6 protein-coding genes are annotated in these 20,076 nt (G+C 68.6%); 3 read left to right on the forward strand and 3 right to left on the reverse strand.

Features of this window, described 5'->3' with window-relative positions; genetic code table 11:
• Positions 1–74: 74 nt before the first annotated feature.
• Positions 75–13,649 carry a CBM35 domain-containing protein gene (locus PVT71_RS15720; RefSeq protein ID WP_353475011.1) on the reverse strand — a complete coding sequence of 4,525 codons (13,575 nt, stop codon included), beginning with the start codon at positions 13,647–13,649 and terminating at the stop codon, positions 75–77.
• Between the two features lie 1,052 nt (positions 13,650–14,701).
• Here PVT71_RS15720 and PVT71_RS15725 point away from each other — a divergent pair.
• Entirely contained in the window at positions 14,702–15,001 is a 300-nt protein-coding gene (locus tag PVT71_RS15725) for an SH3 domain-containing protein (RefSeq protein ID WP_353475012.1), read from the forward strand.
• A gap of 77 nt (positions 15,002–15,078) precedes the next feature.
• On the opposite strand, the gene PVT71_RS15730 is transcribed toward PVT71_RS15725, so the two are convergent.
• On the reverse strand, positions 15,079–16,428 hold the full coding sequence (locus PVT71_RS15730) for an aspartate ammonia-lyase (RefSeq protein WP_353475013.1): 1,350 nt from the start codon (positions 16,426–16,428) through the stop codon (positions 15,079–15,081).
• A 212-nt stretch (positions 16,429–16,640) separates the two neighbouring features.
• On the opposite strand from PVT71_RS15730, the gene PVT71_RS15735 reads away from it, so the two are divergent.
• Positions 16,641–17,594 (forward strand): asparaginase, encoded by a 954-nt coding sequence (locus PVT71_RS15735; protein WP_353475014.1) that lies wholly within the window; start codon positions 16,641–16,643, stop codon positions 17,592–17,594.
• A 3-nt stretch (positions 17,595–17,597) separates the two neighbouring features.
• Here PVT71_RS15735 and PVT71_RS15740 read toward each other — a convergent pair whose 3' ends face one another.
• On the reverse strand, positions 17,598–18,410 hold the full coding sequence (locus tag PVT71_RS15740; protein ID WP_353475015.1) for a helix-turn-helix transcriptional regulator: 813 nt from the start codon (positions 18,408–18,410) through the stop codon (positions 17,598–17,600).
• Positions 18,411–18,548: 138 nt separating this feature from the next.
• Here PVT71_RS15740 and PVT71_RS15745 point away from each other — a divergent pair, with 138 nt between their 5' ends.
• Positions 18,549–19,976: an alanine/glycine:cation symporter family protein gene (locus PVT71_RS15745; RefSeq protein ID WP_353475016.1), complete on the forward strand. Its 1,428-nt coding sequence runs from the start codon at positions 18,549–18,551 to the stop codon at positions 19,974–19,976.
• Positions 19,977–20,076 lie beyond the last annotated feature (100 nt).

Below are 20,076 nucleotides of genomic sequence, written 5' to 3' on the forward strand. Positions count from 1 at the left end.
TGACCCCCGAAAGACGAACCACCCGCCCGGACTTCTCCGGGCGGGTGGCGCTTGGGCTTGCGGGCCGCGCGCGGTCAGACCGCGAGAAGCTCGTCGATGTAGACATACTCCAGGAAGTCGATGCGCAGTGGCTCGCCGGCGTTCGGGGTGCCCGACAGTTCCAGCACGTCGCCGGTCTCGATCGCGATCCCGGTGATCTCGCGCTCGGCATAGGAGGTGGCGTTGACGATCGCCGCCCCGGCATCCGCGTCCCAGATGAAGTCGTCGATCACCTCGCCGTTGAGCAACACCGAAAGCTGCGACTGCCCGTCGGACTCGTCGTAGTAGCCGAGCTTGAGGGTGTAGACCCCCGACGCCGCGGTGAAGCCGAAGCTTGCCACATGCGCCCCCGACCCGGTCGCCTGGACGAACTGCCCCCCAGAGGCGTGGCCGTTGTTCGTCACCTGCAGGCCGGTGAGGTCCATGGACTCGGCCTCGACCCGCACCGGCTCGGCATCCGGCGGCGGCGTGACCGGGACCGCGACGGTGAAGCCGGTGAGCGCCCCGTTCGCCGCAACCGCATTGCCGTTCGTGTCGAAGACCTGGTTGCCGAGCAGCGCGACGCTGTAGCTGCCGTTGTCGCCCGCATCCCAGCTGCCGCCCGGCGCTGCGACCGTATAGGTTGCGCTTCGCGGCGTGCCGTCGCCTCCGATGTCGAGCGTCACCCCGGTCACCGTCAGCGCCCCGCCCGGGCCGCTGACCGAGATGTCGGCGGTGCCGATGGTCGAGGCGTCCACCGCCACGTTGTCGGCATAGGTGACCGTCACCGTGGTCGAGACGCCGCCGCCGGAGGCGATGCCCGCGGCGCTGGCCGAGGCCACCGTGGGTGCCTGCAGATCCTCGACCGGCCCGCCGCCCGAGGTCGGCGTGAAGTCGAGGTAGTCGATCCGCAGCGGCTCGCCGCCGTCCGGCGCGCCGGCAAAGGCCACCACGTCGCCCGCCGACAGTGCCACGCCGGCAAAGGTGTACTCGGCGAAGGACGAGGCGTTGACGATGGCGTCCCCGGCGTTCTTGTTCCAGGTGAAGGTCTCGCGCACCGCGCCGTTGACCAGCAGGCTGAGCACCGCGTTGCCGTCGGATTCGTCGAAATGCCCGACGGTGATCTCGTAGGTGCCCGCCGTCTCGGCGAAGGTCATCGACGCGACGTGCGCCCCCGACCCCGTCGCCTGGATGAGCTGCCTGCCCGAGGCATGGGCATTGTTGCTCACCTGGAAGCCCTCGAGCGCGAGGTCCTCGGCCTCGACCCGGAACGGATCGCCCGTCGGCGGCGGCGTGGTCGGCACCGCGACGCTGAAGCTGGTCAGCGCGACGTTCGCCGCCACCGGGTTGCCGCTGGTGTCGACCACCTGCCCGCCCAGAAGCGCAACCGTGTAGGTGCCGTTGTCGCCGGTGTCCCAGCTGCCGCCGGGAGCCGCCACGGTGTAGGTCGCGCTGCGCGGCGTGCCGTCGCTGCCGACGCTGAGGCTCACCCCGGTCACCACCAGCGCGCCGCCCGGGCCGCTGACGGTGATGTCGTTCACCCCTATGCTCGAGGCGTCGATGGCCACGTTGTCGGCATAGGTGACCGTCACCGTGGTCGAGCTGCCGCCGGCGCTGGCGATGCTGGCCGCGCTGGCCGCGCTGACCGTCGGCGCCTGCAGGTCCTCGGGATCGCCGCCGCCCGAGGTCGGCGTGAAGTCGAGGTAGTCGACCCGCAGCGGCTCGCCACCGTTCGGCGTGCCCGAGACCGAGACCCTGTCCCCCGCCGCGAGGGTGATCGCGTCGAAGGTGAACTCGGAGAAGGAGGAGGCGTCGGCGATGGCGCCGCCCGCGTCCCTGTTCCAGACAAAGCTCTGCATCACCTCGCCGTTGCGCAGCAGGCTCAGCACCGACTGGCCGTCGGATTCGTCGAAGTGCCCGACGGTGATCGCGTAGGCGCCCGCCGCGGCGGCGAAGGTCATGCCCGCCTCGTGCGTGCCGCTGCCCGTGGCCTGGATGAACCGGTCGCCCGAGGCCTGGCCGTTGTTGACCACCTGGAAGCCCTGCAGGTCGAGGGTCTCGGCCTCGATGCGGAACGGATCGCCGGCGGGTGGCGGGGTGTCCGGCACCGAGACGTTGAAGCTGGCCAGCGCGGCGTTCGCCGCGACCGGGTTGCCGCTGGTGTCGGTCACCTGGCCTCCGAGCAGCGCGACCGTGTAGGCGCCGTTGTCGGCGCTGTCCCAGCTGCCGCCGGGCGCGGCGAGGGTATAGGTCACGCTGCGCGGGCTGCCGTTGCCCGCCGCGCTCAGGCTGAAGCCAGTCACCTGGAGCGCGCCGTTCGGACCGGTCACCGAGATGTCGCCGGTGCCGAAGCTCGAGGCGTCGAGCGCCACGTCGTCGCTGAAGGTGATGGTGACCGTGGCGCTTGCCCCGCCCGCGGCGGTGATGTCCGCCGCGACCACCGCCCCCACGAGCGGTGCGACCGTGTCCCCCGGTTCGGGATCAACCGTGACCTGCTCGAGCGTGAAGGAACGGAAGTCGAGGATGTAGCCGTTCGACGCCGGCGCCCCGTCGAAGGTGAAGCGCAGCGTCTGCAGCCCCGCCCCGAGCGTGACGGTGGTTGCCGCCGTCGCGGCGAAGACCGTGCCGTTGAACGAGGTCGAGCTGCCGTTGCTGTCGGGCAGCGCGAAGGTGGCGAGCGGCGTGCCGTCCTCCAGCGTCGCGGTGACCGTGTTGCCGCCGATCGGGGTCTTGGCGTTGACGCTGAGCGCGTAGCTGCCCGCCTGCGCCACGTCGATCGTGTACTCGACCCATTCGCCGGGCTGCACGTAGCCGATGTCGTTGCTCGAGCCGACCAGCTCGACATCGGTGTCGGCGCGCAGCGGGTGCGAGCCGTCGCGGCCCGGGTCGTCGTTCCACGACACGTCCTGCCCGCCGTTGTCGAAATTCGCGGCGAGCACGGTCAGGCTGTCTTCCAGCACCGGCGCCGCGGGGCCCGGATAGGGCGTCTGCACCGGGGCCGGCGTGTTGTCCTGGTCGAAGAAGTCCGGCGTGCCGTCGCCGTCGCTGTCGGTCTGCAGCGCGTCGTTGATCCCGTCGGCATTCGCGTCCTCGGCGGCAGAGAGGTCGTAGCCCTGCACGTTGGTCACGAGGAACATGTGGTCGTTGTAGTCGAAGTTCGACCCGCCGGGGTAATCCTGGATGCCGATGAAGGTGCCCTCGATGACGTTGCCCGCGGCGTCCTTCGCCTGGAAGAAGCGGATGTAGTGGCCCTCGTTCGGCGGCGTGATGCCGTAGGTGTCATCCGCCACGTTGGCATCGGGATCGCTCCAGGCCGAGTAGGTCGGCTGGCCGTCCACCGTGACCCGGAGCCCGAAGGCCCCGTCGCGGTCGATGCTTGCCCGCGCCACGCCCGGCTGCGCGCCCGGCCCCGCGACCAGCCCGTCCGGCAGGAGGGTCTGGTACTGGTTGTCGTCCTGCGCGTAGAGCTCGGTGAGCGCGCCGCTCGAGACGTCGTGCAGGCTCAGTCGGCTGGTGCCCGCGCTGAGGTAGGCGGCAAGCTGGATCACCTCGATCGGCCGGCTGTCGTCGAGCCGCTGCAGGTAGGGCAGCAGCACCTCGTCGCCCACCGTCTCGACGATGCCGCCGTTCGAGAGCAACCCCTGCGCCACGTCGGTCGAATAGCCGAAGGCCTGCACGATCTGCGCCACGGTCGGCTCCTCGCCGCCCTCGGACTGGATCTGCGCCAGACCGGCGAGCGCGATCTCGCGGGTCCCGGCAGAGCTGCCGATGGTCAGCGTGCCCTCGTAGGCGGTGGCCTGGTTGTCGTCGGCGGGGTCGATGCCGATGAAGGTGACGGTCAGCTGCGCCGAGGCGCCGGGGGCGATCACCTGCCCCTCGGCAAGGCCGCTGATGGTGAAGGCCCCGGTGACCTCGAGATCGTCGATGCTGAGCCCGGCGATGCCGTCGTTGGTGATGGTGATCACCGCGCTGTCGCGGAAGGCCTGGTTGCCGTTCGCGGGGTTGTCGATACGCGAGAAGACCAGCCGGTCGTCGGCCGCGGCATCGTCGAGCCCCTCGATGGTGGCAACCGCGCCGTAATAGACCGGAGCGACGCCCTCGATGACGAACATGTTGTCGTTGTAGTCGTAGTTGATCCCCGTGTAGTCCATCACGCCGAGGAAGACGTTCTCGATGATCGCGCCATCCTCGTCCACGGCCTGGTACATCCGCACGGTGTAGCCGTCCGAGACCTCGTTGCCCTCGGGGTCGTAGACCTGCCCGTTCACCACCGTGTAGCCGGGGAACCGCGCGTCGAGGTCGGCCTGCGTCGGCGTGCCGGCGCCGGTCGGGTTGAGCCGCGGGTCGGTCGACTGGTTGTTGATCTCGATGCCGAAGAGATCGTTGCCCGCCCAGCCATCGGGAATGTCGGCCGCGGTGAACACCCGCGTCGCGAAGCTGTTGCTGCTGGCCAGCGGCAGCAGCGTCTGGTTGTTCGAGCTGATGTGGGTGGTCATGCCGACGTCGATGCCGCTGTCACCCGGCGCGTGGAAGCGGATCCCCGCCCCGGAGGGGCTGTGGAAGGCCGCGATCTGCGTGATCCGCGCCTCGGTCACCCCGTCGGCGATCCGCCAGTAGGGAGACAGCACCTCGGTCTCGTCCGAGGGGATGTAGAGGTCGTAGAAGTCCAGCACGCTGCCGCCGCCGCCCGAGGAATAGCTCAGCCCCTCGATCCGGTTGCCGAAGCCGAAGACCTCCCAGACCTCGTTGAGGTTGGGCTCCTGCCCGCCCTCGTCCTGCGACTGCCAGAAGCCCGCGAGGTCGACCGTGGCGACCGGGGTGTCGGCATCGTTGCTGCGGATGTCGAGCGCGCCCTTGAAGACGCCGCTGACGTTGCCGCTGCCCGAGGTATAGGCGGCGCGGTCGAAGAGCACCTGAACGTTGATCGACTGTCCCGCCGCCAGCGTCAGCCCGTAGAAGACGTCGGGATCGGCCAGTTCGAAGGGTCCGGTGATCGTCGCCTCGAGCACCTCGAGCGGCTCGGTGCCGGAGTTCGAGATGGTGACGGTGGCGCTCTCCTTGTAGTCGCGCGGGGTGCCGGCCACCGCGTCGGGATCGTCGATCCACGAGAAGTGCAGGCGGTTGTCGAAATAGGCCGGATCGTTGCTGCGGATCTCGATGTCGGCATTGTCGTTGCCCGGCGCCGGGCGCACGTCGAGATAGTCGAGCGCGCTGGCCCCGGCGGCGTCGGAGATCACCGTCAGCTTGTACTGCACGCCTGCGGCCAGTTCGACATAGGCGGTGGTCTCGCCCGCGTCGCCCTGCCCCGGGAAGCCGATGTCGCCGATCTCGACCGGCTGCGCGCCGTTGGCGCTGAGATAGACCGTCAGGCCCGCGCCATCGGGTGCCCCGGCGTTGGCCGCGAGGTCGAGCGCGTAGGTGTCGTCCGCCGCGACGGTGAAGTAGAACTCCACCTGCGTCGCGCCGAGCGTGCGGGTGGTGTCGTCGGTGGCCTCGAGCTCGATCCGCCCCTCGCCGTCGATCGCGGCATAGGCGGGTACGAAGCTGTCCACCGGCGCCTGCGAGACGCGCAGGTAGTCGATGTTGGCGCCGTTGGCGTCGGGCACGCTGATCGAGATCGTGTTGAGCCCGGCGGAAAGCGAGACCTGCGCGCTCTGCGGGCCCCAGACGTTCTCGGCCGCGGTGCTGTTCGGCTCGAAGGCGAGGATGCCCTGGTCGATGCCGTTGACGAAGAGCGAGGCGGGACGCGCGGCCTTGGTGGTGGCGAGCGCATAGAGGATGTCCATGCCGTAGATGCCCGCCTCGGTGACCGAGACCGTCCAGGTGATGCTCTGCGTGCCGGTGCCGTCGAAGTCGACAAACTCGCCGCCGCTCTGGTTGCGCTCGTCGGTGGCGATCACCGCGCCGTCGAGCACCGCGTGTTCCGCCTCGTACCTGGTGTAGGTGACGCCGCCGACGGACTCGCTGCCGTCGTTCGGCGCGGTGGGCAGGTTGGGCACCACGGCGACGCTGTCGATGTTGGGCCCGCCCGCCGCGGCAAGCTGCTCGATGATCACCGTGTTCGGCCCCTCGACGAGGTCGAGGGTGATCTCGAAGCTCTGCCAGGTGGCGAAGCTGCCGGTGTCGGTCGAGGCGATCTGCACGGTCTGGATGCCCGCGTGGATGGCGACGGGCCGCGGCGTGCCGGAGCCGTTCGCCATGCGGAAGCTCAGCGTGTAGGACCCCGCGCTCGGCGCGTCGTAGACGAAGGACGCCTTGTCCTCGGCCCCGCCGTTCATGTCGAGATAGCCGGCGCCGTCGTAGCCGTCGTTCATGCCGTCGCCGTTGGCGTCGTAGGTGCCACCGGGCGTCTCGTGTGTGGCGGGATCGCTCAGCAACCGGATCAGCGTGCCGCCATCCGTGTCGAGCACGGTGAAGGCGCTGGCGTCGATGAAATTGCCGCTGGCGCTGTCGCCGGGGGTGAAGGCCGTGCTGGTCGAGGCGGTGTTGCCGTCGTCGTCGAAGACCTGCAGCGTGGCCGAGACCTGCTCGGTCCCGCCGCTGAGATCGACGCTGAAGCGGTTCTGCGCATCGAGGCTCACCGCCTGCGCCGGGCCGCCGTCGAAGCTGATCGTCAGGCTCTGGATGTCCGGGTCGAGCCCGATCACCTGGAAGAGCACGTTGGCCGGATCGGCGGCGCTGACCACCAGCAGCGCGAGATTGCCGCCCTCGTCGGCGGTGGTGTCCTCGATCGCCCCGCCCGGCGCCGCGTCGAGCCGGATGATCTGGCTGACGCCGTTGGCGCGGTTGAGCGTGAGCATGTAGAGCCGCCCGTCGGCGCCCTCGATCACGTCGAGCGGGTCGACGTAGTTGATCTCGTTGCCGTCGAGGTCGGTGAGGATGAAATCCGCCGCCGGGGTGCCGTCCTCGTTGAGCAGCACCGCCCGCAGGTTGTCGCCCGAGGAGTACTGGGTGAAGATCACCGCGTGCTGCAGCGAGGTGCCGAAGACGCCGCTCATGTACTCGATGGCGCCGTTGGGCGAACGGTTGTTGCCGAGGTTGTAGGCGCCTTCGAGGTCGTAGTCGGGATCGGGATCCGTGCCGACCGGGTAGTTGCCGACCTGGTTCGGATCGGTGCCGCTGGTCGGGTTGGCGCCGTTGAGGATGTACTTGTCGCGCAGCGGGTTCGGGTGGCCGTAATAGCCGCCCTCGACCATGCGGAAGAGGTAGTCGGCCTGCAGCCCGACGTTGGTGATCGCCTCGTTCTCGGGCGTCGAGGGATCGTCGGGCACGTTGCCGCCCGCCGCAGAGCCGTTGGTCGGCACGTAGAGATAGCCGTTGCTGTGCCAGACGAGGTCATAGCCGTTGCGGTTGCCCTCGGCGAAGATGCTGAGCACCGCATCCTCGGCGAAGGGGTCGTAGTAGCGTACGATCAGCTCGGACGAGGCATCCTCGCCGGTGCGCACCTCGGCCACGCCGTTCTCGTCGAAATGCAGGTAGTTGCCGACATAGATGCCGTCGGTGATCGCGATGCCGCCGTTCTTGAGGTCATTGTCCGTGTCGGCGTAGCGCCGGTTCTGCCCGTCCGCCGGCAGCGGCTCGGTCGAGACGTCGAAGCCGCCTTCCGGGGCCTCGCGCGAGCGGTCGATCTCGAGGATGGCGGCGTTGAGCAGCCGCTCGGGGCGGTTGCCCCAGGCCGAGTCCGGCGCGCCCATGGCCGAGTTCGAGCCCTGCGTGAGGTAGAGCAGGTATTGCGGCGCGTCGCCGCCCTCGACGAAGTCGGGGTTGAGCCGGAACTCGAGGCTGTTGGTCACGTGGTCGCCGTTCGAGCGCGGCAGGCCGGTGATGTAGGTCTCGATGGTCGCGTCCTCGAGCGAGCCGCCGTCGCCGAGCGTCACCTTCGAGATGCGGCCCGAGAAGTCCGGCACCGCGTTCGACCGGCCGTTGAGCGGGATCGGGTAGTTGTCCGAGATCCAGATGGTGTTCTCGTCCTCGGGGTCGAAGGCGATGCCGATGATCCCGCGGGTGCCCTCGCCCGGCACGACGAAGTCGCCGCCGGGGAACCAGACCTCCTTGCTGGCCTGATCCAGCGAGCCGTCGGCATTCACCGCCCAGCGGGTGATCGAGCCGGTGATCGAGGTGACATAGAGGAACTGCTTGTCGGGCGACATCTCGATCGAGGTGTAGCTCTCGCCCTGCATCGGGTTCGAATTGACCTCGACCGTGTCGCTGAAGGCCACCTCGCGCGCCTCGACCAGCGGCGCGGCGCCGGTGGTGAAGGTGGTGGTGAACTTCTGGAACTCACGGGTCAGCGCCGCGCTGTCGTCGTTGTCGCCGCGGTCGCGGAAGCCGTCGATGACCACGGTGTAGCTGGTGTAGGGCTTGAGGTCGGTCACCGGGGCGATGGTGACGGAGTCGAAACCGCCGGTGGTGTTGGCGTTGTAGGCCACCTCCTGCCCGGTCAGCGTCTCGTAGATGCGGATCGAGCCGTCCTCTAGGCTTTCGAGCAGCACGCCGCCGCGCCCGTCCACCACGCTCACGCCCAGCACAATGTCGGAGGTCGGGTCGATGTCGGTGGGCAGATCGCCGCCGTGGATGCCGAGGTCCACCTCACCGCCGGTCGAGACCGCGCGCGGGTTGATGAAGAAGGCATAGTCGTCCGGCGCCTCGTTGCCGTCCTCCGGGGTGAGGTCGGGCAGCGCGCGGATCTCGAGATACTGCATCTCGGTGATCGTCCCGCCCTGCGCCGAGAGCGTCAGGTGCCCGTCCTGCACATGCGCCAGCGTGGTCAGCAGCTCGGTCTTGAAGGCCGAGGTGCTGGTCCATTCCGTCGCCAGCGCCCCCTCGATGAAGAGCCGGTTGTGGCTGTCGTTGGCGCCGCCGGTATCGCCGACCGAGACCGTCACCTCGTACCAGCCGTTGTCGAGCTCGATCTCCCAGGCGGTGCGGCCCGGGAAGGTGCCCTCGAGGTCGAAATGCGCGTAGCCGGTCAGGCGCGGGTCCATGGCGTTGAAGTTCACGCTGAGCTTGTCGGCCGGAAGCGTGCCGTCGTCGGGCAGCGTGCCGGTGCCGGTGCGCACGTTGACCGCGATCGCCGGGTAGGCCGAGCCGGTGGGCGTGTTGGTGGTGCCGTCGGCATCGAGCGCCGAGGCCTCGGTGACGAAGCCGTAGGTCAGCCCGTTCGACTGCAGCCCATAGTCGGTGAAGTTGCCGACGAGGTAGTCGGGATCGACCGGCGTGCTGCCGTCCTGGAAGTTGATGCGGATGGTCTCGCGCACGCCCGGCTCGGAGGGCGTCGGCGGCGGCGTCACGTCGTTGAAGATCGTCACGCTGTCGATGTTGGGCCCGTTCGCGACGGTGTTGGCCAGCGTCACGGTGTTGGCGCCCGCCGCCAGAGTCACCTCGACCTCGACGTCGAGCCAGACGTCCCAGTCGGGGGTCATGCCGAAGGGCACGATCACCGTCTGGCCGTTGACCTGCATCTCCATCGGGCGGTCGGGGGTGGTGGGCGAGCCGTTGGCGTAGCGGAAGCTCATCGTGTAGGTGCCCGCCTCGGGGACGCTCACGTCGAACTGCACCGCGTCTCCGATGTCGCCACCCATGTCGAGATAGCCGGTGCCGGTGTAGTTCGACCAGATGCCCTCGGGCCGGTCGGCGGTGACGCCCTCGGGGTTCGAGGCGTCGCGGACCTGGGTCGAGAGCGGGTCGCCCTCGCCCGTGCCGGTGTCGTCGAGGATGAGGATCGAGCCGTCGCGGTTCTCGAGCTGGATCGTGGTCGAGAAGGCCTCGGGCGCGTCGCCGATGGCGATCAACGCCGAGGTCTCGGCGGTGTTCCCGGTCCCGTCGGTCACCCGGAAGACCAGCGCCAGCGAGGTCTCGGCGGCAAAGGCCGAGAGGTCGAGCGTGACAGTGCCGCCCGAGGGCACGATCGGCGCGAAGCTGGCGCCGCCGTCGGTCGAGACCTCTAAGAGCACGATGTCGGGATCGACGCCGGCGAGCGCGAACTCGACCGCGCCGAGCGCGGCGGGGTCGATGGTCGACGCCTCGGGCGCGGCGGCGAGGTCATTGCCCTCGTCGGCGGTGGTGTCGGGCTCGGGGATCGGGCCGGTTCCGGCCTCGGTGATCTCGATCCGGTCGACGTTGGGGCCCGAGGTGGCCCCCGCCGGGATCGCCAGCGCAAGCGTGTTGTCGCCCGCGACCAGCGTCACGGTGGTGGTCTGGAAGAGCCAGTGGTCGAAGCCCTCCTCGGCGCCGGAGCCGTCGGGATCGGTGGTGACGAAGGGCAGCGACACCGCCCCGCCGCCATTCACCGACAGGTCGAGCGGGCGCGCGCCGTTCGAGGCGTAGCGCACGTTCAGGTCATAGCTGCCGCCGGCGGCGACGGTCACGGTGAAGGTGACCGCATCGCCGGGCGTGTCGCCGAAGTCGAGGTAGCCGGTGCCGCTGAAGTCCGGCCGCAACCCGTTGACGAGGTTGACGTTGCTCTCGGGGTTGTCGGCATCGCGGATCTGCGTGTCGTTGGTGTTCGCGTCCACATCGAGGATGGTGAGCTGCGCGAGGGTCTCGTCCTCGGCCTCGATGACGATGGGCTCGAAGGTTGCGCCGGGATCGGTGACGGCGATGACGAAGGTCTGGCTGGACTGCTGGCCGGTCTCGTCGAAGGCGGTGACCACCACCTCGACCGTGGGCTCGGTGGCGAAGTCGAGGCTCTGGTTGGCCAGCAGGGTCAGCTGGTCGTCGCCGTCGATCTGGAAGCGCGGATCATCGACGCTGAACGAGACCGCCGTGCCCTCGGGATCGACCGCCGAGACCGTGCCGATGATCGCGCCCGCGACGCCTGAGCCGACGCTCAGCGAGGTGATCTGCGGCAGCGAGGGCGCCTCGTCGACGTCGAGCGTGGTGATGGTGAGCGTCGTGGTGGTGGACTCGTTCGCGGCATCGGTGGCGGTGACCGCCACCTGCACGCTCGGCGTGGTCTCGAAATCGAGCGACTCCCCGTCCTTGAGCTTCAGCGCGCCGCCGACGACCTCGAAGTCCGAGGCCGGATCGACGCTGAAGGTGATCGCGGCGCTGTCGCCGTCCGGATCGACCGCCGAGAGCGTGCCGATCACTGCACCCGCGGCGTTCTCGGCCACCGCGCTCGCGCTCAGCGCGATGGAATTGGGCTGCGTCGCCTCGATCACGTCGGTGACGGTGACCGAGATGTCCTGCGAGGTGACGAGCACGCCGTCGCTGGTGCTCAGCGTGACCTCGTAGACGTTGTCGCCGTCAAGGTCCGCCGGGGCCTCGAAATCGGGGGCGCTGGCAAAGCTGAGCGTGCCGGTGGCCTCGTCGAACACGAAGGCCGCGGCATCGTCGCCGGTCAGCTCGTAGCTGAGCGCGTCGCCCTCGCCATCCGCGGCGGTGAGGCCGGTCGCGACCTCGGTGGCGTTCTCGGCCATCGTCACGTCGCCCGCCGTCCCGTCGAATTCGGGCGCGGAGTTGACCGGCGGGAAGACCGCCGCCTCGCCCGTGCTGGTGATCGCGATGGCGTCGATGTTGGGTCCGTTGCTGAAGCCCGCGGGGATCGCCAGAGTCAGGCTGTTCTCGCCCGCCTCGAGCGCGATCTGCACCGGCGCGCGCACGGCCCAGTTGGCAAAGCCGCTGCGCTCGGGGAAGCCGAGGACGCCGCCCACCGCATCAGTGCCGTTGACCAGCACCGCCAGCGGCCGGTCTGTCGCGGCCGCGTCCACCGAGGCGTAGCGGATATGCAGGTCGTAGAGCCCGGCCTCGGCCACGGTCACGGTCCAGGTGATGGTTTCGTCGCCATCCGCCCCGTCGCCGCCGAAGTCGGTGTAGCCGAAGCCGCTGTAGCCCACACGCAGGCTGTAGGCGTCGATCGGGCCGTCGCTGCCGGTCTCGGCGGTCGTGACGTCGTTCTGCACGCGATGGAAGGTTGCCGCGCCCTCGGGGATCACCCCGCTCTCGCTTTGCAGCACGATCGGCGCGATGCTCGGCGAGGGCAGTTCCGGCTCGACGTCGGTGACGGTGATCGAGAGATCCTGCGTCACGCTGCGCACACCGTCCGAGACCTCGACCGTCACCTCGAAGACGCCGTCGAGATCGGCATCACTTGCGAGCTCGAAGTCCGCCGGGGCGTTCAGCGTCAGGAGACCCGAGGTGCTGATCGAGACCTTGTCCGCGTCGGGGCCGGAAAGCTGGTAGCTCAACACGTCGGGCGCAAGATCGGCAAGCTCGCGGTCATCCGCCAGCACCTGCCCGATCTCGGTCGAATTCTCGGCGATCTCGAAGCCCGCGGCGCTCAGGATCTCGGGCGCGGCGAAGCTGACCGCCGTGCCCGGCAGCGCGACGGCGACCGCGTCGATGTTGGGCGCGACCGAGGCCGCGTCCTGGATCAGCACCACCTGGTGCGTGCCATCGCCCACGGTGACGGTGAAGCTCTGCGTGCCCCAGGTGCTCCACCCGCCGGTGCGGCTGTCGGCCAGCGTGCCGGCGCCGGCACCGTCGACCTCGACCGAGAGCGGGCGCAGCGCCGTGGAGCCGTTGGCATAGCGCAGGGTGATCTCGTAGGTGCCGGCGGGCGCGTCGAAGGAGAAGGCGATCTTGGGCCCGGCGCTGCCGTTGATGTCAATGTAGCCGCTGCCGCTGTAGTCGTGGCGCAGGCCGAACTCGTCGAACTCGTTGCCCTCGCTCTCGGGGCCGGTGTTGTCCCCCGCCCCCGAGAAGACCGCGCCGTCCTCGGGGTTGGAAAGCTCGGTGCGCTTGAGCGACGTGCCGCCCGCGTCGACGATCTCGAGCGCCTCGACGCCGAGATAGACCGGCGCGAAGGGCGCGATGACCGTGACGGTGACCGCCTGCTCGGTGGTGCCGCCCTCGGGATCGGTGGCGGAGACGAGGAGCGCGTAGCTCGGCTGGGTGGCGGATTCGGCCGGGGAGAGCAGGCGCAGCGCGCCGGTCGCGGGGTCGATCTCGAAGGCGGCCGCGTCGGCACCGCCGGTGATCGCGTAGGTCATCGCCTCGCGCGCGGGCGCGTCGGCCGAAGTGTCGTTGGCGATGTCGCTGGCCAGCACCGAGCCGACCGCGGTCTCGTTCTCGACGACCGTCAGGCTTGCCTCGCTCTCGAAGGTCGGCAGCGAGAAGTTCGGCACCACGCCGACGTCGTGGATGGCGATGGCGTCGATGTTCGGCGCCCCGGCGGCGCTGTCCTGGTTGACGACGAGCGCGTGCTCGCCGCCGCTGGCGAGGGTGATGGTGACCGTGCGGGTCTCCCAGCCGTAGAAGGCGCCGGTGTCGGTGTCTTCGATCACGTAGCTCACCCCGTCGACGGTGAGCGAGATCGGCCGGGGATCGTTGCCGCCGTTCGACAGGCGCAGGGTGATCTCGTAGGTGCCGGCCTCGGCGGTGAAGCTGGTCGAGGCCTGGGCGCCGGTGTCGCTGCCGTTGATGTCGAGATAGCCCCAGTCATCCAGGTCGCCGCTGCCGGTATAGCCGGGGCGCAGCCCGTAGGCGTCGTAGCTCGGCGCGCCGGTGTTGGCGGCGCCGGTGACCTCGACGTTGCTGCTGCGCGTGCGGATGAGGTTCGCGGGGGTCGCCTCGCCGACCACGTCGAGCACGAAATCCTCGCCTTGGATGAAAATGGTTTCGATCGGCATCTAACTCTCCCACGACAAGACACGGGCCGCCCGGGGCCCGGAAATGAACTTCGCGCCGAGGCGCACAAATGAATTCGCCCTGCGGCGCAATTACCAGGCGGGCGTGAGATATCGGCCGGTCAGGGACCGGGAATACGGGAATTGACCAATACGCCGGAAGCCGGCGCACAGGACAAAGCGGAGGCGTCTCCAGGGGTCGGAGGCTGCCAGTGATCAGGATGTTTCTGAGAGGGGCCGCGCCAATTCTTGGCCGCCGATTTGTAAGAAAGAAGCTGGGTTGAATGAAAAACTATGAAAATCGTACACTACAAAGCGCGGCGAGGCCGAGGGCCCCGTGCCCAAAAAACAGGCAAGGCGCACCTCAAATTCTTAACACTCGATGCCAATCTGGCAATACCTTTTTCACCTTCCGCGTCCACGTCCCGCTTCCGCGGCTGTCGGGAGGAAGGTGCCAGAAGGTCCGTTCGGGGATAATCCGGGCGATCATATCTCATATATCTTTTTATAGTCTAATGTATTGACGCATGAAGTTCATCCTATTCCCCGATCCGGGGCCTTCCCCGGGCACATGGCGAGCGCGAGACGGCAATTTCCCGGGCCAGGACGAAGTGACCCAGTTGGTTAAAATACCTGGCGCCACGTCGGAGCGAACTCTCCTTTGGGTAGAGTGCGAACATTTGAAAACTACCATTTCACGTAAAAAGGACTTTTACGCCACTTGACCTGCGACTTTAGTCGCGGCGAGGTTGCGTCAATTGGCGCCGAATGTCAGCGAGGCGACATTTCCAAGGACAATTCTTAAATTCCGGAATTGATATTTGTTCACGCCCTCAGTCGTATTTCAGTCCGGCGGATCGCCCCTCGGAATACACCTATATCCGCAATACCGCGGTTGCGTCCGGGCAGGGACGGAACGGCGGGCATCACGGGGGTTCTCGCGGCGGCGCGGAGAACACAGCCGCCAGCCGAGCGCCTCGGATGCAAATCAACCCGTGCCTTTCCCCGCCCGGTCGCGCTAGACCGGTCGGAGGCACACCGAGCAGGAGAAAAAGATGCGCAAGACCATCTGGGCCGCGATTTCGCTGGCGACACTGGCCGCATGTGGCGGCGAACCCGGGGCGGTTGCCCTCGGCCACCGGTACGAGGTGCAGGGCGTCGAGGAAGGCGACTTCCTCAAGCTGCGCGGCGGCCCCGGCACCGGCTTCGACACCTATGTCGGCCTGCCCAACGGCACCGTCGTGCGCGTGAGGGAATGCACCCAGACCGGCGGCACGCGCTGGTGCCGGGTCGCGCTGGACCGCGCGCCGGACCTCACGGGCTACGTGTCCTGGGCCTACCTGAGGGAGCTCTAGGAGCCCCCTTCCGACAATGCAAAACGGGCCGCCCTTCCGGGGCGGCCCGCCGATCTGTCCGGCCTGCGGTCCGGGCCTCAGGAGGCCAGCGGCTCGGCCTCGATCCCCAGCTCGGCCAGCGCCTCGTAGACCGAGATGCCGTTGTTCAGCGCGTGCTTGGCGACCCGCGCCGCGCTCTCGTAGCCGATCTGCGGCACCAGCGAGGTGGCGACGGCGAGGCTGTTCTCGAGCAGGTTCCGGCAGCGCGCCTCGTCCGCCTCGATGCCCACCACGCAGCGGTCGGTCAGGCAGGCCATGGCGCGCTTGAGGATGCGGATCGATTGCAGGATATTGAGGATCGCCACCGGCTCCATGGCGTTGAGCTGGAGCTGCCCCGCCTCGGCCGCCATGGTCACGGTGAGGTCGTTGCCGATCACCTGGTAGGCCACCTGGTTGACCACCTCGGGGATCACCGGGTTGACCTTGCCCGGCATGATCGACGAGCCGGCCTGCACCGCCGGCAGGCGGATCTCGCCGATGCCCGAGCGCGGGCCCGAGCTCAGCAGCCTCAGGTCGTTGCAGATCTTCGAGAGCTTCACCGCGACGCGCTTGAGGATGCCCGAGAAGGCCACGAAGGCGCCGAGGTCGGACGACGCCTCGACGAGGTTGCGTGCCTGGCGCAGCGGCAGGCCCGAGACCCGGCGCAGCTCTTCCACCGCCACCGGGGCGTAGCCGAGCGGCGCGTTGACGCCTGTGCCGATCGCCGTGCCGCCGAGGTTCACCTCCATCAGCAGGTCCGACACGTCGCGCAGCCGCTCGATGTCCTCCTCGATGGTGTTGGCGAAGGAGCGGAACTCCTGCCCCAACGTCATCGGCACCGCGTCCTGCAGCTGCGTGCGGCCGAGCTTGGGGATGGCATCGAACTCCACCGCCTTGGCCTCGAAGGCGTCGCAGAGGCGCTGGTGCTCGACCGAGAGCCCCTCGAGCCGCTGCAGGATCGCGAGGCGCAGTGCGGTCGGGTAGGCGTCGTTGGTCGACTGCGAGCGGTTCACGTCGTCGTTCGGGTGCAGGTGGGCGTAGCTGCCCGGCGGGTGGCCCAAGTGGCGCAGCCCGAGGTTGGCGATCACCTCGTTGGCGTTCATGTTGGTCGAGGTCCCCGCACCGCCCTGCACCATGTCGACGATGAAGGCCTCGTGGTGCTCGCCCGCCAGCAGCGCGTCGCAGGCGAGGTCGATGGCATGGGCCTTCTCGGCGCTCAGCACGCCCATGCGCAGGTTGGCGGCGGCGGCGGCCTTCTTGACCATCGCGAGCCCGCGCACCAGTTCGGGGAACTCCGAGACCGGCACGTCCGAGATCCGGAAGTTGTCGTAGGCGCGCATGGTGTGAATGCCATAGAGCGCATCGTCGGGCACATCGTACTGGCCCAGTGAATCGAATTCAGTCCGCATCGTCGGTCCTCCCGGTGACTTCGCGGCGGCATTTACCGCGCCAGGTTCAGCTGGCAACGTGCAATCTTGCCGGTAGCGCCGAAGCTGACGCTGGTTGACGCGACCTGTGGCAAGATCGGCGTCAGGGGCACTCCCCGGCGCATCTGGCCCGCGACCGGCATCTGGGCGAGACAGGCCGCAACCCGACGCGCCGCAAAGAGGAAAGGACTCACGTGCGACTTCTGCTGATCCATACCGGCGGCACCATCGGCATGGCCGCGACGCCGCAGGGCTTCGCGCCGCAAGCCGGTGTGCTCGAGGACGCGCTGCAACGGCTCGGGGCCGAGGGGCGCTGTCCGGCAGGGGTCACGCTGCGCCCGCTCGAGCGGCTGATCGACAGCGCCGAGGCGACGCCCGAGGACTGGAACCGCCTGACCCGCCTGCTGGCCGAGGCGCAGGGCGCGTTCGACGGCATCGTCGTGACGCATGGCACCGACACGCTGGCTTTCTCCGCCGCCGCGCTGTGCCTGTCGCTGCGCGGGCTGGCGATGCCGGTGGTCCTGACCGGCTCGATGCTGCCGCTGACGGTCGAGGGCAGCGACGGCTGGGACAACCTCGCGGACGCGCTGCGGGCCGCGCAGACGGCGACGCCGGGGGTCTGGGTGCAGTTCGCCGGCAAGCTCCTTCACGGCGCGCGGGTCCGCAAGGCGCATTCGAGCTTCGCCGATGCCTTCGCCGGGGCCGAGGACGCGACGCCGCCGCTCACCCCGGCGGACAGCTTCGCGCCCGCCCTGCTGAGCCCGCAGCGGGTGGCGATCCACTCGGTCGCGCCGGGCGGCTGCATCGAACTGCTGGACTTCGCCGCGCAGCACTGCGACGGCATCGTGCTGCGCTGCTACGGCTCGGGCACCGCGCCCGACACGCCGCAGATGCGCGCTGCGCTGCGCCGCGCCGCCGAGCGGCAGGTGCCGGTGGTCGCGGTCAGCCAGTCGCCCGAGGGCGGCGTCAGCCTCGGTACCTATGCCGCGGGCGGTGTGCTGCGCGAGGGCGGCGTCATCGACGGCCGCGACATGACCCCCGAGATGGCCTATGCCAAGCTGCACCATGCGCTGTCGGCGCATGCGGAGTTCGAGGCGCGCCGCGCCTTCCTCGCGACCCCGGTCTGCGGCGAAATGCACACGGGCTGATCCTCAGGCCAGCGGCGCCTCGATCAGCGGGCCGGGATGCCGCGCCCAGGAGCCGAGCATCTCGCGCACTTCCTCGGGGATGTCGGGGCTGTCGGGTGCATAGAGCGCGCTGCGCCGCATGTTCCGGCGCAGGTCGATGTTCTCGCCCAAGTACTCGAAGACGATCTGCGTCGCCGCGGGCGGCCGCGGCGCCCGCGCCGCCACGCCCGAGACCACGCCGGTCAGGTAGCGGATGCGGTTGTTGTAGCTCGGGTAGAGGATGATCTGCATCACCTCGTTGCGGGTCAGCGTCTCCATCACCGTCATGAAGATGCGGTCGCCCAGCACGAAGCAGGCGCCCTGGTACTTGCAGGTGAACTTCGAGCGCCCCGGCTTGCCGACGTTCTCGATGGTCTTCACGTTCATCCCGAAGGGCGTCTCGTAGATCCGCCCGACCGAGAGCAGGATCTGCCCCGGGTGCGACATCGAGTTGTAATAGACGAGGTAGTAGCCGGTGTAGGCCATCAGCGCGCGCTGCGAGTCGAGCCGGATGTCATTGGCCATGGCGGCGACCACGTTGCGCTCGACCGTCGCGCCGATGCTGCCGGGGCGCAGCCGCACCAGTTCGGCGAACTGCGCGTGCGGCAGCAGGAGCTCGCTCTCGTCCACCCCGAAGAAGTCGCACATGCGCTGCATCAGCCGCAGCGAGGGATAGGTCTCTCCCGACAGGTAGCGGTTGAACTGCGAGCGGTTCACGCCGAGCTGCCTGCAGACCTCGGCGATGGATCTGTGGTAACTACACAGAAGCCTCAGATTTCGGGGCAAATCGCGCGACATGCGCTCATCCTTCGCTAGTTGATGCTTTTCAGTACCAAGCAGCGCCAGGGGGGTGCAAGCTAGTGAAATGGTATTTCGACCTCGCCTGCCTAGTGTGCGCGCACTTCGCGCCAAAATGATCGCAGAACTGGAGGACACATGGAATTTCTGGAAATGATCTTCGGCAAGATCGGAGATCTCACATGGGGCTGGTCGCTGATCCCGATCCTGGTGATCTTCGGCTGCTTCGTTACCCTGGCAACCGGTTTCGTCCAGTTCCGCTTCTTCGGGCGGATGTTCCGCGTGCTGAGCCGCTCGAACAACTCGGCCGACCCGAGCCGCATCTCGGCCCGCGAGGCGCTGCTGGTCTCGGTCGGCGGCCGCGTCGGCGGCGGCAACATCGCGGGTGTCGCGGTGGCCATCACCCTCGGCGGACCGGGCGCCGTCTTCTGGATGTGGGCGGTGGCGCTGGTCGGCATGGCCACCAGCCTCGTCGAATGCTCGATCGCCCAGCTCTACAAGCGCCGGGTTGACGAGAAGACCTTCCGCGGCGGCCCTGCCCTGTCGATCATCCACGGCCTCGGCTTCGAGTTCCGCTGGCTCGCCGTGGTCTACGCGATCTGCCTGATCGCCGCCTTCGGCCTCGGCTTCAACGCCTTCCAGGGCAACACCGTGGCGGGTGCGCTGCAGGACAGCCTCGGCATCGATCGCCTGTGGACCGGCATCGCGCTGTCGCTGGCGGCGGGCGCGATCATCTTCGGCGGCATCCACCGCATCGCCAAGGCCTCGGACGTGATCGTGCCGATCATGGCGGTCGGCTACCTGGCGCTGGCGCTGCTGGTCATCGTGCTCAACATCACCGAGATCCCGGGCGTCATCTCCTCGATCGTCAGCAACGCCTTCGGCTTCGAGCAGGCGGTCGGCGGCGGCATGGGCGCGGCACTCGCACAAGGCCTGCGGCGCGGTCTCTTCTCGAACGAGGCCGGCCTTGGCTCGGCGCCCAACGTGGCGGCAACCGCCGAGGTGCGTCACCCGATCAGCCAGGGCATCACCCAGTCCTTCTCGGTGTTCATCGACACGATCCTGATCTGCTCCTGCACCGCCTTCATCATCCTGCTCGGCGATGTCTACGTGCCGGGCGCCGAGGGCATCGACGGCGTGGCGCTGACCCAGCAGTCGCTGGTCTCGCACCTTGGGACCTGGTCGCAGTACTACCTGACCGGGGCGATCCTGCTCTTCGCCTTCTCGTCGATCATCTACAACTACTACCTCGGCGAGAACGCCCTGACGGTGCTGTCGAAGAACCCGGTGTCGCTGGTGATCTTCCGCCTCGCGATCATGGCGATCGTCTTCGTCGGCGCGGTGGCGCCCGGAGCGACGGCGGTGTTCTTCTTCTCCGACCCGATGATGGGCGTGCTGGCGCTGGTCAACCTCCTGGTGATCATGATGCTCTTCCCGACCGCCCTGCGGCTGCTGCGCGACTTCAAGACGCAGCTTGCGGCGGGTGTCGACCGTCCGGTGCTGAACCCGGACGACTACGCCGACCTCGACATCGACCGGGACGCCTGGCGCAACCCGATCGAGTGATCCGGAGACATCCGAACGAAGGGGGCCGCCACCGCGCGGCCCCTTTTTCATGTCCCGCCCCACGCGCCCCCTTGCCGAATCCGGCGGCGCTGCGCATGGG

Source organism: Salipiger sp. H15 (assembly GCF_040409955.1).
In the GTDB taxonomy this organism is placed as follows: Bacteria; Pseudomonadota; Alphaproteobacteria; order Rhodobacterales; family Rhodobacteraceae; genus Salipiger.

Bases quoted from the DNA above. Each gene is read 5' to 3' on its own strand.
- PVT71_RS15720 (WP_353475011.1), bottom strand. From the start codon at position 13,649: ATGCCGATCGAAACCATTTTCATCCAAGGCGAGGATTTCGTGCTCGAC.
- PVT71_RS15730 (WP_353475013.1), bottom strand. From the start codon at position 16,428: ATGCGGACTGAATTCGATTCACTGGGCCAGTACGATGTGCCCGACGAT.
- PVT71_RS15725 (WP_353475012.1), top strand. From the start codon at position 14,702: ATGCGCAAGACCATCTGGGCCGCGATTTCGCTGGCGACACTGGCCGCA.
- PVT71_RS15745 (WP_353475016.1), top strand. From the start codon at position 18,549: ATGGAATTTCTGGAAATGATCTTCGGCAAGATCGGAGATCTCACATGG.
- PVT71_RS15740 (WP_353475015.1), bottom strand. From the start codon at position 18,410: ATGTCGCGCGATTTGCCCCGAAATCTGAGGCTTCTGTGTAGTTACCAC.